Source organism: Cobetia sp. Dlab-2-AX, from assembly GCF_024124625.1.
Classification (GTDB): Bacteria; Pseudomonadota; Gammaproteobacteria; order Pseudomonadales; family Halomonadaceae; genus Cobetia.
The window spans coordinates 245,046-258,438 of record NZ_JAMXRV010000006.1; the positions used below are offsets into that span (position 1 = coordinate 245,046).

Here is a 13,393-nt window from a genome sequence, read left to right on the forward strand (position 1 = left end):
CGCTCGATGACGACACTCTCGCTGCGCGCCTATACCCCACAGGCCACGGTCCATGACCACGACCACCACCAGCTGGTGCTGCCGATCCGCGGCCATCTCGATATCCAGGTCGGCAGCCATCACGGCACCGTGGTCACCGGCGAGTGCGTCATCATTCGCCCCAGGGAATCGCACCTGTTTCATGCCAAGGACGCCGCGCGTTTCATCGTCGCTGACCTGGACACCCTGCCCGACAATCTCGCGGCTTCACAACGCGTGGTGTTCTCGATCAGCACCCTGCTGATGAACTACCTGCTGTTTCTCGAAGCGCAGCTGCAGGGTGAGGTCGACAAGCACATCGATCAGCTCTCCATCGCGCTGTTTCTCGGCCTGCTGGAGAAGCAGACCTGTGATCAGCGCGTCGATCGTCGTCTGCTCAGAGTGCTCGACGTCATGAACGCGCAGCTGGCCCAGCCCCACGACGTGGCATCACTGGCCAGACTCGCCCACCTGAGCCCGACCCAGTTTCACAAGGTGTTTCGCGACAATCTGGGCGTCAGCGTCAAGCAGTACCTGACCGCCAGACGCATGGAGCGCGCGCGGGCGCAGTTGATCCACACCGATCTCAGCGTCCAGCAGGTCGCCGAGGCCGTCGGCTATCAGAACCTTTCCGCCTTCTCGCGGCGCTTTTCCTGCTACTTCGGCCAGTCGCCACGCGAGATGACGCGCCAGTATTCGAGCCTCACTCCCCCGGATGACTGACTGAATGACCGACTCGATCATCTGAACAACCAATTGGGTACCCGAGCCCGACAGTCAATCACCGCACTCCGGTGGTATATGATGTTTTGCTTCTCCTGGCAGATAAGAGCGTAGTTTCAGCACAATATATCCTCGCGATGAGGCGTAATCTCGTGCACACCGAGACACACTTCATTGCGAGCCATCCACCATGCAGCACTCCTTCTCCCGGACGCCCTTCCGCCCAGCGCTGGAACGCCAGATCGGCAATCTTTCCGTCCTCACGGCCGCCCTGCTATGGGGCACGACCGGCACCGCCGCCCACTTCAATCAGGATGTCAGCCCGTTGGTCACCGGCGCCTTCGCCATGGGCTTTGGCGGCATTCTGCAGGCTGTGCTGTCGCGACGAATCCTCCATGAGGAGCTGGCCGCCCTGCTGGTCAACAAGCATCTCGTGCTGTGGGCAGCACTGTTCATCATCGTCTACCCGCTGGCCTTCTATTCGGCCATGGAATACACCGGCGTCGCGATGGGCACCGTGATCACCATCGCCACGGCGCCGTTGGCGGCAGCGGTGCTGGAATATGTGCTGGATCGCAAGCGCGTCAGTGCGCGCTGGTACGCGGCGCTGATGCTGGGCATGGCCGGCGTGGGGCTGATGGCCATGGGGGAGACACGCCTGGCGGACACGGCGGCAAACGCCACTGCCAGCGGCGTTGCCAGCGAGAGCCGCAAGCTCATCGGTATCGGGCTGGGCGTGCTGGCCGGCGCGAGCTACGCCACCTATTCGCTGCTTGCCAGACGCATGATGCTGCTGGGCGTGCATCGCCGTGCAGCCATGGGGGCGATGTTCGGCTGTGCCGGCGTCCTGCTGTTGATCGGCCTGGTCATCAGCTGCCTGTTCCTCGATCCGCGCCTGTTTGCCACGCCGGTGAATTCGGCGGTTGCCATCTACATGGCGCTGATCCCGATGCTGCTGGCCAGCCTCATATTCGGACGCGGGCTCGCCAGCGTGCCAATCAGCCGGGTGACAGTCCTGACCATGTTCGAGCCATTGGTGGCGGGCCTGTTGGCCGTCATCGTGGTCGGCGAGCAGTTCACACTGATGGGGGCCATCGGCATGGTGCTGATCATGACCTGCCTGATGCTGCAACTGCGTCCGCAGGCAACGCAGGCGCCGATGGCCAGCCCGCAGGCAGACCTCGCGGCCTGGACGACACCTGACACGGCCTGCGACGCTCAAGCTGATACACACGTCGACACTGCCCACTGGGGTAAGCGTGATCCGTGGAGCGATACCGAGCATGGCCGCGATACCAAGCAAGGGTCGGAGCAAGAAACGGCGCCATGGCAGCGTCACGACGCCTGACGACCAGGGATTTGTTGGCAAGTGGGAGTGAGCGCCCTGATCGGCAGCCAGCTGGCGCGGCAACTCAACTCCCCGAAAGTGGTTTCAGCACACTTTTGCCAAGACTCATGCGGCGACTGAGAACGGCCAAGGGATTGGCAAGATACGCAAGGACATCACCATGACAACCACTCGCACTGATATCGCGGCCTCTTCAAGGTCGACCGGCATGGGTAGCCTGGCCGTTCTGTTTGCCGCGCTGCTGTGGGGTACCACCGGCACGGCGGCCCACTTCAATCAGGATGTCAGTCCGCTGGCGACTGGCGCCTTCGCCATGGGCGTCGGCGGCTTGCTACAGGCAGTGATCGCGCGGCCCAATATCATGGGCTGTCTGGGCCTGTTGCTGGCGCAGAAGAGCCGGGTGTTGCTCGGCGCCGTGTGTGTCGTCATCTACCCGCTGGCCTTCTATTCCTCGATGCATCTGGCCGGCGTCGCCATCGGCACGGTGATCACCATCGCCACGGCACCACTGGCCGCGGCGATTCTGGAGCGCCTGTTCGGCCACCACCGACTCACGCTGAGCTGGTATCTCAGCCTCGCGCTGGGCATTGCCGGTGTGGTGATGATGGCGATGGGCGAAACGGCCACTCATGGCGGAGACATTGCCACCATCAGCGCCAGCGGCGACCCGATGGCGACAGGGTCAGTGAGCGTGCCTGACGCTGACTGGCAACGCCTGGCCGGCATCGTGCTGGGCATCATCGCCGGCACGACCTACGCCGCCTATTCACTGATCGCCCGGCGCATGATGGACCATGGCACCCACGCCCGCGCTGCCATGGGCAGCCTGTTCGGCGTCGCCGGTATCGCGTTGATCGCAGGCCTGGGCCTCAGCATGCTGGTGGCCGACCCGCGCCTGTTCGCCACCCCCGGCAACACATCGGTCGCGCTCTACATGGCACTGGTGCCGATGTTCCTCGGCTATATCGCCTTCGGCTACGGCTTGAAGACCGTCGCCGCCAGCAAGGCCACCCTGCTCACCCTGTTCGAACCGCTGGTCGCCGCGCTGCTCGCCGTGACCTTCGTCGGGGAACATATCGCACCGCTCGGCTGGCTCGGCATGGCGCTGATCGCTGTCTGTCTGGTAATTCAGGTGAAGCCAGCAACCGCCTGATCTAACCGAGCGGCACGACGAGGTGTTACCGAATGCAAAAAGCACAAAGCCCCAGCCTGAGTGTCAGGCTGGGGCTTTGTATTGCTGGGCATAAGCTCTCGGGCTCACGCCATCTCAATCACTCGCCGTGAAGCGCGCAGGACGTCAATGCGAGGCAAGCTCGGTGGCATCAACTTGCGGCGTTATGCGACGCACGCCCTTGGCATCCTGCGCGTAGGCACGATGTCGCACATCCCAGAGCTCTACGGCATGCTGGATGTTGAGCCAGAACTCCGGCGTATTGCCTAGCGCAGCCGCCAGCTTGATGGCCATCGGGGCCGTCAAGGTGCCCTTGTCATGCACGATACGACTCAAGGTATTTCTGTGCACTCCCATCGCCTCGGCCAGGGTGCGAATGTCGATGTCCATCGGCTCCAGAAACTCTGCCGTCAACATCTCGCCTACCGTCAGTGGTCGCCGCTGAGTATTTCTCATCACTGCTACCTCCTCTAGCCCTTGTAAGCATGCGGGTCTAGATATGTTTGATGGGCAATCCCTGCCTCCCATCGAAAGATGAGTCGATACTGCTTGTTGACGCGAATCGAGCAATAACCTGCGAGATTGCCCTGTAGATGCTCGAAACGATTGCCTGGCGGAATCCTCAGATCAGACTCCTGGCTTGCGGCATCGAGAATCTGCAACTTGCGATAGAGCGAACTGGAGAGCGCCGCAGGTATCTTGCGGTGACCAACATCTCGCTCGTAGAAGCTCTCGAGCCACTCATCCCTGAATTCCACCGCCATGGCAGCACCTTTTTCCCCTCATTCTATGCACAACCATGTTGTGCATCAAGTGGCCCTCCCTGAGGTGGCTCCACCCTGAAGCTTCTTCACACATGAAAAGCGCCCAACGAGTCCAAGACTCGTTGGGCGCTTCATATTCCTCTGGCCTTCACACCAGACGCTCAACGACTCACGCTGCCGTCTTGTTGACCAGCTCCACCCTGGCAAGCTTGATCAGTCCGCCGTAGACGACGAAGGCGATCACGACACCCACGACCGGCGGCATGAAGGGTGAGCTCCAGGCACACAGGCAGGCGATGGCGTAGGCGGCAAGGCCCGGCCAGTGGTAATCGACCTTGGGCATCTCGGCGAGGCGCGGATACTGTCCTTTGTGACCGAGCCAGAAGTTGGCCATTATCACGCCGCCGATCGGCGGGATGAAGGTGCCGAGCAGAATCAGGAATGGGATCAGCCACTCATACATGCCGAGTACCGCCAGCACCGTGCCGATAGCCGCGCCGCCCAGGGTGACGCGCTGACGATGCGGCGTGCGCAGCAGATTGCAGCCGGCGATCGCGAAGTTGTAGATGGTATTGTCCTGGGTGGTCCAGATATTGAGAAACAGCATCAGCACGGCGAGGCTGACCAGCCCCTGGGCGATCATCACATCGACGATATCAGCCTGCTGATAGATCATCGCGCCCAGCGCACCGGTCAGCACCATCAAGCCATTGCCGACGAAGAAGGCCGCCAGCGTGGCGATCACGGCGATCTTCGGCGAGCGCGCGAAGCGGCTCCAGTTGGTCGCCTGAGTGCCGCCACTGATGAAGGTGCCGATCACCGCGGTGATGGCGGCGGTCCAGCTCATGGAATCCGTCGGCGTCAGTGCCGCAAGTCCCGCCATGCCGCCGACATCGACCATGCCGGTGTAGAGGCTGAACAGGATGAACAGCAGCATGGCCGGCACGGCGACACGTGACAGCATGTCCAGGCCGCGATAGCCGATCATCGCCGTCAGACAGAAAGCAAAGCCGAAGATGACCATCAGCGGCGTGGTCAGCCATTCCGGCAGGCCGAGTGTCTTGACCAGCACGATGGCGATGGTCGCGGTGCCCCAGGCGTACCAGCCGATCTGGGTGAAGCCGAGCACGAAGTCGGACAGACGGCTGCCCTTCTCGCCAAAGCACAGGCGGCCCATCAATACCGAGTTGAGGCCGCTCTTGCAGGCGATGTAGGCCAGCGCCGCCGCATAGCTCCCCAGCAGCAGATTGCCGATCACGATGATCCACATCAGCTCATTGAGTTCGAAGGCCGCGCCCAGTGACCCACCGGCCCACATGGTGGCGGTGAAGAAGGTGAAGCCGAGCAGCACCATCGAGGTGGAAAGCAGCCCACGTCGTGCAGAAGCGGGGACTTCGCTCAAGGGATAATCATTGCCGGATTCGCCTGCCATCGAGGCATGGTCTGAAGCATGACCTGAAGTGCGGTCTGCGGAATGAGGTGAGGAGTGTTCTGCCATGAGTGCCTTCCTGGAGCTCGGTCGTGAGTCGTCGAGTCTTGTGGGGGTGTCAGCCTGCCTGAACGCCGGGCACCGCCCCGCGGGCAAGGTGGCGGGCAGGGCGGAGGTCAGAGCGGCGGTCGCTACCCTACCACCACGCAAGATTCACGCCACCCATCCTCACGCCGCGCAACAAACCAGCTCACCGCCTGTGCCATGAAGCTGACACAGGCGTCAGGATCCGGCCTGGCTACAGGCGCAGGTGAGCGCAAGGCCATCTCCAGAAAGATTTCGCGGCTAGCCCGGCGCAACACCTACGAACCCCTCAGGTACGCCGACGTTGGCATCATCTTGAGCGCCAGACACAAGAACGCCACGCGGCGCACTCTTTCAGTGCAGCGCGTGGCGCGGCTCTCGCCCTCCTTCACTGACATCAAAACCTGACGCCAAGTACAGGATGCAAATTTTTTCAAGTCTTTCCTTGTTTAGCGGTTCATGCTGAAGCCCTTCAACTGCTCGCCAACACACCCTCCGTGGCATTGACCTCTTCGCTGTCCATCAGGCGCAACCGGACCGGCACCGATTTCGAGGCGGGCGTGTTGCTACGCGCATCACGGTGATCCAGCGGAATCAGATCATTGGTTTCCGGGTAGTACGCTGCCAGACAGCCGGTAGGGATGTCGTATTCCTTGAGCTTGAAGCCGGCCATGCTGCGCTCGACACCATCCTCGCTCACGGTCTCCAGCCGCACCCGCTGCCCCTCGTGAAGGCCCAGCGTCTCGAGGTCCCGTGGGCTGATCATCACCACCATGCGCGTGCCGTAGACGTCGCGATAGCGGTCATCATTGGAGTAGACGGTGGTATTGAACTGGTCATGGCCCCGCATGGTGCTGAGCAGGAAGGTGCTATCCATGTCCAGCGTCTCATGGGTGACCTTGTTCAACCCCTCCTCATCGGTGCCCAGCCCCTCAGGGAACAGGAAGTTGGCGCGCCCCGTGTCCGTGTGCCAGATGCGCTCACGCGGGGCGATGCGGATATGGAAGCCGCCCTGAGCCAGGCGCGCATTGTAGTCGGGGAAGATCTGCGGGAAGACCTGCTCGATGCGATCACGGATCCGAGCGTAATCCGCCTGCAGCCAATCCCAATCCAGGGTGGGATGCGGCGGCAACGTCGCCTTGGCCAACTGACAGGTGATGGCGATCTCGGAGTGCAGACCTGGGTCCGCCGGCGCCATTACACCGCGCGAGGGCGAGACATTGCACATGCCGTCCTCGACACTGGTGACCTGCTCGGCCCCCTTGCCATCGGCACCTGCCTGGAGATCGCGCTCGCTGTGCCCCAGGGTCGGCAGTACCCAGCCATGCTTGCCGGGGTGCAGATGGCTGCGATTGAGCTTGGTGGCGACATGCACCGTCATGTCCAGCTCGCGCACCTTTTCCACCACACGCTTCTGATCAGGAATCGCGCGGAAGAAATTGCCGCCCATGCCGATGAAGGCGCGCACCTCGCCGCGCAGGATCGCTTCACAGCATTCAGCGACATCATGACCATTCTCGCGCGGACACTGGATATCGAAGACTCGATCGAAGGCGTCAAGCATGGCATCAGTGGGCAGATTCTCGATCCCCACGGTGCGGTCGCCCTGCACATTGGAATGTCCGCGCACCGGACAGGGCCCGGCACCCGGCTTGCCGATATTGCCGCGCAACAGCAGCAGGTTGACGATCTGCTGGATGGTATCGCCACCCCGAGCATGCTGGGTGATACCCATGCCCCAGCAGCAGATGACGCGCTCCGCCTCAAGATAGGTCTGCGCGGCCTGCTCCAGCGACTCACGTGTCAGGCCCGACATCTCGACCAGCTCCTGCCAGTCGAGTCCACGGCAGTGATCAGCGAAGGCGTCGAAGCCATGGGTATGCTGCGCGATGAAGTCGTGATCCAGCAGCCCCACCGCATGCGGATTGCGCTCACGCAGCGCATCGTCGGCCTCGATCACGTACTTGCACATCGCCTGCACGGCAGCGAGATCACCGCCAATGCGCAACTGATGATACTGAGTACTGATCTCGACGCCCTTGCCGCTCAGCATGTCCTTCGGCGACTGGGGGTCGGCGAAGCTCACCAGCGCCCGCTCGCGCAGTGGATTGAAACTGACCACCTCGGCACCGCGTCCCCGCGCCTCATGCAGATCCCCCAGCATGCGGGGGCTGTTGGTGCCGCTGTTCTGGCCGAAGATGAAGATGGCATCGGCCTGCTTGAAGTCTTCGAGATTCACCGTCGCCTTGCCGATGCCGATGGACTCCGGCAGTGCCCGCGAGGTGGTCTCGTGACACATGTTCGAGCAATCCGGGAAGTTGTTGGTGCCGTACATGCGCCCGAACAGCGAGAACAGGAAGGCCGCCTCGTTGGAGGTACGCCCCGAGGTATAGAACTCGACCTGATTCGGGTCATCATACTGTTTGAGACGCTCACCAATCTCGGCGTAGGCCGCCTCCCAGCTGGTGACCTCATAGCGATCCTCAGCTGCGTTGTAGCGCAGCGGATGCGTCAGGCGCCCTTCCTTCTCCAGATGATGATCCGCCCACTCACGAAGCTGGCTCACGGTGTTCTGAGCGAAGAGTTCATCGCTCACGCGCTCACGCGTGGCCTCCCATGCCAGTGCCTTGGCACCATTCTCACAGAAATTGGCCCCCTTGGGCTTGTCCCCATTCGGCCAGGCACAGCTCGGACAGATGAAGCCATCCGGCTTGTTCATCTTCATCAGGCTGAGGTGGCCCTTGACGGGCAGATGCTCCTGCCAGATGAAGGTCTCCACCGCCTTGAGCGATGGCCAGCCGCCACCCGGCGGCCGGTTCAGTTGGCTGCCCGCAAGTGAAGCGGACAACGCCGGCGCGTGCGACCCCTTCGAGCTGAATGAATCGACTGGCGTGGTCTCATCGTGTGACATGTCGTGGCTCCTGGCGGCGCTCGCTCACTTCATCGGCGTCAGTCACAAGACATCGACCCGGGAAGAGAGGCAGGCAAAAGGTGGGCAATGATTCATCACTTGCCTCGACGAGACCCTTTTTCAAGGTCGATCGGCGTTGCGCACTTGAACTTCCGCCGATCCGCCACCAGAGTTGTACAAACCTGACACAAGCAAGGCCTTTCGGCGCAAGCAAGACCTCCTGATGCAAGCAAGTCCTCCCGACCAGGAAAGCCATTGATCAGGATGTGCCATTGGCCTTGCCAAGCAACTCAAGAAGCCAAAGCTGATGAGGAGCCGGACCATGACCATTTTTGAAGCCCTGCGCGAGACCCACGACGAACAGCGCCACCTGCTGGACATGCTGGTACAGACCGAAGGCGACAGCGAGCCGCGCGATGACCTGTTCAAGCGCCTCAAGGAGTCGCTGACCCACCACGCGGGAGCAGAGGAACGAGCGCTCTACATTCCGATGATGGAACACGACATGACGCAGGAGAAAGCGCGTCACAGCGTGGCCGAGCATCACGAGATCGACGAGCTGGTAGAGAAGCTGGAAGCGACCGATTACAGCTCTCCCGGCTGGCTGGCCGCCGCCAAGCAGCTACAGCACCTGGTCACCCACCACCTGGATGAGGAAGAGCAGGAAGTCTTCCAGCTGGCAGGCCGTGTCTTCGATGAGGCCACCAAGAAACAGCTTGCCGAGGAATATCATCAGGACATGAAGGCGCGCGAAGCAGCCTGATACGTCTCCTGATGCCTAGCGCCTGACGCGCGACAGTAGACCAGCAGGATATGAAACGGGCTGGCCACATGCAGTGGCCAGCCCGTTGTCGTTGATGGTGGTCGAGATGTTAAGCAAAAGAGTCTGACGCCCGGCCACACGACCTTACCGGCGGCGACTGCCTTTCCCCCCAGCACCCTTGAACATGCCACCAGCACGCTTGCCCTTCTTCTCACCCTTGCCCGCCGCTGGCCTGGCCTCGGAGGTCGCGGAACGTCCGACATGGCGGGCGATCCAGATCGTATGCTTGGCTCCGGACGTGCCATGCGCGTACACCTGACGCGCATCGGCCTTGAAACCGGCCCGCGACAGACGCTGCGAGAAGCGCGCATCGGCCGTGGCCGACCACACCGCCAGAATGCCAGCCGGTCGCAACGCCCTGGCGCATACCGCCAGCCCCTCGGTACTGTAGAGCCAGTCATTTTCATCCGCGGTCAGGCCTTCCGGGCCATTGTCCACGTCCAGCATGATGGCATCGAAGCCGCCGGGCGCTTCACGCAGCACCTCGGCCACATCGCGATTCTCGACGGTCGTGCGCGGATCCCGAATCGGGTAGCCCGCCTTGGCCCCCAGCGGGCCATCATTCCAGGCCACCACTCCCGGCACCAGCTCGGCGACGACCACCTCGGCATCGGCCTTGAAGTGCTTGAGTGCGGCGGCCAGCGTGAAGCCCATCCCCAGTCCGCCGATCAGAACGCGCTGCGGCGCCGAGGCCGTGCCGCGACTCTTGAGCAGACCGGCAGGAATCTCTGCCAGCGCATCTTCCGAACCATGCATGCGGGTATTCATCAGCTGCCCGCCCTTGCCGCTCTCGATCTTGATGACGAAGTCCTCGCCATACTCGAACAGACACAACGAATCCGTCGTGCCGGGGATCGGCGCGGTATCGAGCAGCACAAAGCGTTTCATGGCACATCCATAGAAGGAAAAATGATCATCTGTCAGGTGGCTTGGTGGCCATCCTGACTATATTCAACATGACGGACATCTGTACGACATGGGGGAGCGTTAGTCTAACAGTCGGAACCCCGTGGCAGGTATCCGCCTGCGCGAAGGCATGAAGTTTCGCGAAACCACGATAAAAAATGAGAACATGCGCGCATCAAGGCTGGAAGATATTCGCGAATTCTCTAATACTACCCATTGAAGAACGCAGCACTCGCTCAAAGCGAACACTCTCAGTATGAATCTTCACTCTGATCGATGGTTGTCATGCAAGGGACGGCACTTGGGTCACGATGCAGGCAGGTCAGCCTACGGCCATCATCACAGCGTGATACATAGAGAATCATTCAAGATTCCGACTCATCGGAACTCGCAAAGAGGATATTTCGATGCCGCATACCCATCCGGAGCAACTCGCGACGATCAGTGCCAGCCAGGTCGAGGAACACTTTCGTGATCTCCATCCCATCGTCGCGTTGGTCTCAGCCACTCGGCTGCTGCAATTCCTCGAGCGGGAAGGTCTGACACTGCATGCACACCGTGCTCTGTGCGCCAGCATCATTCGCAAGGCATTGCCCAGCCTCGAAACCGGCCCCGGGCATGATCCTGCCAATCTGCCGAGCCTGCACGGAATAGAACAGACCGAGGAAAGCGAGCCGCGTGTTCCACTTGCGCAGGCCATGGCAGCGGGCGCCAGTACGCCAGCCACCATACATGACAAGCATGAGGATATCGCCTCCTGACAACCGCCAGGTCTGCTGATGACGCTTAACTCCGACGCCCAGTCCCTTTCATGCGGAACTGGGCGTTTTAATATTGCTAAACAAGAAAATCATCATGAAGGGTTTAATCCGTCGCGATCGTCCACAGATCTGTGGGTAGACGTTCAGCGTCTGAACGCGCACCAGCGCATTCACGATCAACGAACCAAAGGTGACGGCATGACTCAGCAACAGCCCCCACAGCATCAGAACCATCAACCGGGCGATGAACATCGCATGGACCCCAAGCCTGAGTACATCCGCGAGAGCTATCGCGGCAGTGGCAAGCTCACGGGCAAGGTGGCAGTCATCACCGGTGGTGACAGCGGTATCGGTCGCGCCGCCGCCGTGCACTTCGCACGCGAGGGTGCCGATTGTCTGATCACGCACCTGGGCAGTGAAGAAGTCGATGCCCAGGAGACCATCCGATTGATCGAAGCCGAGGGCAGACGCGGACGCCGCATCGCAGGGGATATCGGCGACCCGGCCTTCTGCCGCAAGGTCGTCGAGGGCGCGATGGGGGAATTCGGACAGATCAATATTCTGGTCAACAATGCCGCCGAGCAGTACGACTGGGATGACGTGACCGAGATCGATGATGAGCAGATCGAGCGTACCTTCAAGACCAATCTGTTCAGTCACTTCTACATGATCAAGGCCGCCGTGCCACACCTCTCCAAAGGCGATTCCATCATCGCCACCTCATCCGTCAACGCCTTCAAGGGCAATGACAGCCTGATCGATTACAGCGCCACCAAGGGCGCCATCCAGGGACTGGTACGTTCACTGTCCGGCACGCTGATGGACCGCGGTATTCGCGTCAATGCCGTCGCGCCCGGCCCGGTGTGGACTCCCTTGATCCCCGCCAGCTTCGAGGATGAAAAGGTCGCCAACTTCGGCCAGCAGGTACCGATGGAACGCCCAGGCCAGCCAAGCGAAATGGGCCCTGCCTACGTCTATCTGGCCAGCGAAGACTCAAGCTACATGACAGGCCAGACGATTCATCTCAATGGTGGCGTCGTGCTCAACACCTGATCGCAGACCTTCAGCACGCACCTGAGCAAACCGGATGTGATACGACATGCTGATGCGACATGCTCTATCTCTATGCGCCTTTGTCGATACAAAACGGGCCGCCCAAAATAGGCGGCCCGTTTTGTATGTCGTGGGCTATGTCCGCAGAGATGGTTCAGCGAGCGGCACGCAGACGCTCGGCCTGAGCCAGCGTGCAATCACTGAGCAGATCCAGCGAGCCCAGTGCCTGATCGCCGGTCACGAAGGGGTGTGCACCGCCTGGCTTGCGAGTCTCGAGCGCCGCGATTCGTCCGGGGGTGCCATCTCGCTTGGGATGATTTGACAGGAAGACGTCGACACCTGCCTCTTGTGCAATCTGATGCATGCGTGACGCCGAGGCAGAGTAGCCGCGCAATCTGGCTTCGTCCGGCCCGAAGTTGAAGCCAGTCCCGCCCCACAGCACAGCGTGATGCACCTCATCGCCATCCTTGACCGGGAACACCAACGACAGCGTGCCGGGAGTATGCCCGGGCGTGATGTACATGCCGAGTGTGGTGTCACCCAGCGTCAGCCTCTCATCGTCGGTGACTTGATGATCCCGCTCTGGCGGCTCCCCCCAGCGCGGGTTGTCGATGCGTTGCTCGGGGTCATCCAGCATGTCCCAATCGATCTTGGTCATGATCACCTCGGGCGCATACTGCTCCACGATCCAGGACTGACCGCCGTAATGGTCGCCATGGCCATGGGTAATCACCAGATAGCGAATATCGGCAGGGTCCAGACCCAGCTCGCGCATGCCCGGCGCGATGATGGTCTCGGCCTGATTCGGGGTGTTCATCGCATCGATGAGGATGATGCCCTCGGAGGTGGTCAAGGCCCAGCTCGAAACCTGGCCATTGCCGACGAAGTAGAGATTGTCGAATACCTTGTGCGGCCCCAGCGACTTGCGCTTGTCAGCGGAGGGCTTCGATCTGGGTTTGGGTTTGGCAGTCTCACCCTCCGAGTGTCGATGGCGCTTGCTGGCGTCAACCAAGGGAGCTTCGAGGCTACATAGACTGTGAAGGCCCGGATATCCCTCACCCGCCGCCAATCCCCGTTGCGCAAGCTGAGTCGCAAGCGGCGACATCGCCGTCGCAGCAGGAGCATCGACTGGCTGCGATGCCGCGCTGGCCAAGGCAACACTTGACAGCGGCAGGCCGATCACCCCAGCCAACAGCCCTGCCGTAACTCGCCGAGAATTCCACATAGATAGCCCTATCTCACCAAGATGAATGGATTCAGCAACTGAAGACTGTCACCAACGTCACTTTTTCGCAACAGTGCGTTGCGCAGCATCAATGCAAAGCATTATCATTCAAAAAGTGCACGAATGATGCACATACATAAAGATAATCTGGGGAACTCCAATCGATGCCAGCGCTCC

Annotated in this window: 11 protein-coding genes and 1 pseudogene; 6 read left to right on the forward strand and 6 right to left on the reverse strand. The window is 61.1% G+C overall.

Annotated elements, in window-relative coordinates:
• Window positions 1–6 precede the first annotated feature (6 nt).
• From NH396_RS12105 to NH396_RS12115, 3 genes are all read left to right on the forward strand, one after another.
• Complete coding sequence (locus tag NH396_RS12105; protein WP_253063992.1) at window positions 7–741, forward strand: AraC family transcriptional regulator; 735 nt, start codon at window positions 7–9, stop codon at window positions 739–741.
• Window positions 742–931: 190 nt separating this feature from the next.
• Window positions 932–2,089, forward strand: a complete 1,158-nt coding sequence (locus NH396_RS12110) for a DMT family transporter (RefSeq protein WP_176677190.1) — start codon at window positions 932–934, stop codon at window positions 2,087–2,089.
• A gap of 160 nt (window positions 2,090–2,249) precedes the next feature.
• Window positions 2,250–3,242, forward strand: a complete 993-nt coding sequence (locus NH396_RS12115) for an EamA family transporter (RefSeq protein WP_176677191.1) — start codon at window positions 2,250–2,252, stop codon at window positions 3,240–3,242.
• Between the two features lie 144 nt (window positions 3,243–3,386).
• Here NH396_RS12115 and NH396_RS12120 read toward each other — a convergent pair whose 3' ends face one another.
• The 4 genes from NH396_RS12120 to NH396_RS12135 form a co-directional block, all read right to left on the reverse strand.
• The gene (locus tag NH396_RS12120; RefSeq protein ID WP_215822795.1) at window positions 3,387–3,716 is read right to left on the reverse strand and encodes a HigA family addiction module antitoxin; all 330 of its coding nucleotides are present in this window, start codon (window positions 3,714–3,716) and stop codon (window positions 3,387–3,389) included.
• A gap of 14 nt (window positions 3,717–3,730) precedes the next feature.
• Complete coding sequence (locus tag NH396_RS12125) at window positions 3,731–4,024, reverse strand: type II toxin-antitoxin system RelE/ParE family toxin (RefSeq protein WP_176677193.1); 294 nt, start codon at window positions 4,022–4,024, stop codon at window positions 3,731–3,733.
• Window positions 4,025–4,193: 169 nt separating this feature from the next.
• Window positions 4,194–5,456, reverse strand: coding sequence for a cytosine permease (gene codB / locus NH396_RS12130; RefSeq protein WP_176678375.1), 1,263 nt, complete (start codon window positions 5,454–5,456; stop codon window positions 4,194–4,196).
• Window positions 5,457–6,009: 553 nt separating this feature from the next.
• Window positions 6,010–8,448, reverse strand: a complete 2,439-nt coding sequence (locus NH396_RS12135; protein ID WP_176677194.1) for an FdhF/YdeP family oxidoreductase — start codon at window positions 8,446–8,448, stop codon at window positions 6,010–6,012.
• A 322-nt stretch (window positions 8,449–8,770) separates the two neighbouring features.
• Between NH396_RS12135 and NH396_RS12140 the strand changes: the two genes are divergently transcribed.
• Window positions 8,771–9,211, forward strand: a complete 441-nt coding sequence (locus NH396_RS12140) for a hemerythrin domain-containing protein (protein WP_176677195.1) — start codon at window positions 8,771–8,773, stop codon at window positions 9,209–9,211.
• Between the two features lie 267 nt (window positions 9,212–9,478).
• Here the strand turns inward: NH396_RS12140 and NH396_RS12145 are convergent.
• Window positions 9,479–10,159: pseudogene (locus NH396_RS12145) on the reverse strand (hypothetical protein); the annotation flags it as partial.
• Between the two features lie 425 nt (window positions 10,160–10,584).
• On the opposite strand from NH396_RS12145, the gene NH396_RS12150 reads away from it, so the two are divergent.
• Window positions 10,585–10,938 carry a hypothetical protein gene (locus NH396_RS12150; RefSeq protein WP_176677196.1) on the forward strand — a complete coding sequence of 118 codons (354 nt, stop codon included), beginning with the start codon at window positions 10,585–10,587 and terminating at the stop codon, window positions 10,936–10,938.
• A gap of 198 nt (window positions 10,939–11,136) precedes the next feature.
• Entirely contained in the window at window positions 11,137–11,991 is an 855-nt protein-coding gene (locus tag NH396_RS12155; protein WP_253063996.1) for an SDR family oxidoreductase, read from the forward strand.
• Between the two features lie 154 nt (window positions 11,992–12,145).
• Here the strand turns inward: NH396_RS12155 and NH396_RS12160 are convergent, their stop codons facing one another.
• A complete protein-coding gene (locus NH396_RS12160) occupies window positions 12,146–13,003 on the reverse strand; it encodes an MBL fold metallo-hydrolase (protein WP_253063998.1) in 858 nt (285 codons plus the stop codon).
• Window positions 13,004–13,393: the final 390 nt, after the last annotated feature.

Coding starts and splice junctions, on each gene's coding strand:
- NH396_RS12125 (WP_176677193.1), bottom strand. CDS start 4,024: ATGGCGGTGGAATTCAGGGATGAGTGGCTCGAGAGCTTCTACGAGCGA.
- codB (WP_176678375.1), bottom strand. CDS start 5,456: ATGGCAGGCGAATCCGGCAATGATTATCCCTTGAGCGAAGTCCCCGCT.
- NH396_RS12115 (WP_176677191.1), top strand. CDS start 2,250: ATGACAACCACTCGCACTGATATCGCGGCCTCTTCAAGGTCGACCGGC.
- NH396_RS12105 (WP_253063992.1), top strand. CDS start 7: ATGACGACACTCTCGCTGCGCGCCTATACCCCACAGGCCACGGTCCAT.
- NH396_RS12135 (WP_176677194.1), bottom strand. CDS start 8,448: ATGTCACACGATGAGACCACGCCAGTCGATTCATTCAGCTCGAAGGGG.
- NH396_RS12120 (WP_215822795.1), bottom strand. CDS start 3,716: ATGAGAAATACTCAGCGGCGACCACTGACGGTAGGCGAGATGTTGACG.
- NH396_RS12150 (WP_176677196.1), top strand. CDS start 10,585: ATGCCGCATACCCATCCGGAGCAACTCGCGACGATCAGTGCCAGCCAG.
- NH396_RS12140 (WP_176677195.1), top strand. CDS start 8,771: ATGACCATTTTTGAAGCCCTGCGCGAGACCCACGACGAACAGCGCCAC.
- NH396_RS12110 (WP_176677190.1), top strand. CDS start 932: ATGCAGCACTCCTTCTCCCGGACGCCCTTCCGCCCAGCGCTGGAACGC.
- NH396_RS12155 (WP_253063996.1), top strand. CDS start 11,137: ATGACTCAGCAACAGCCCCCACAGCATCAGAACCATCAACCGGGCGAT.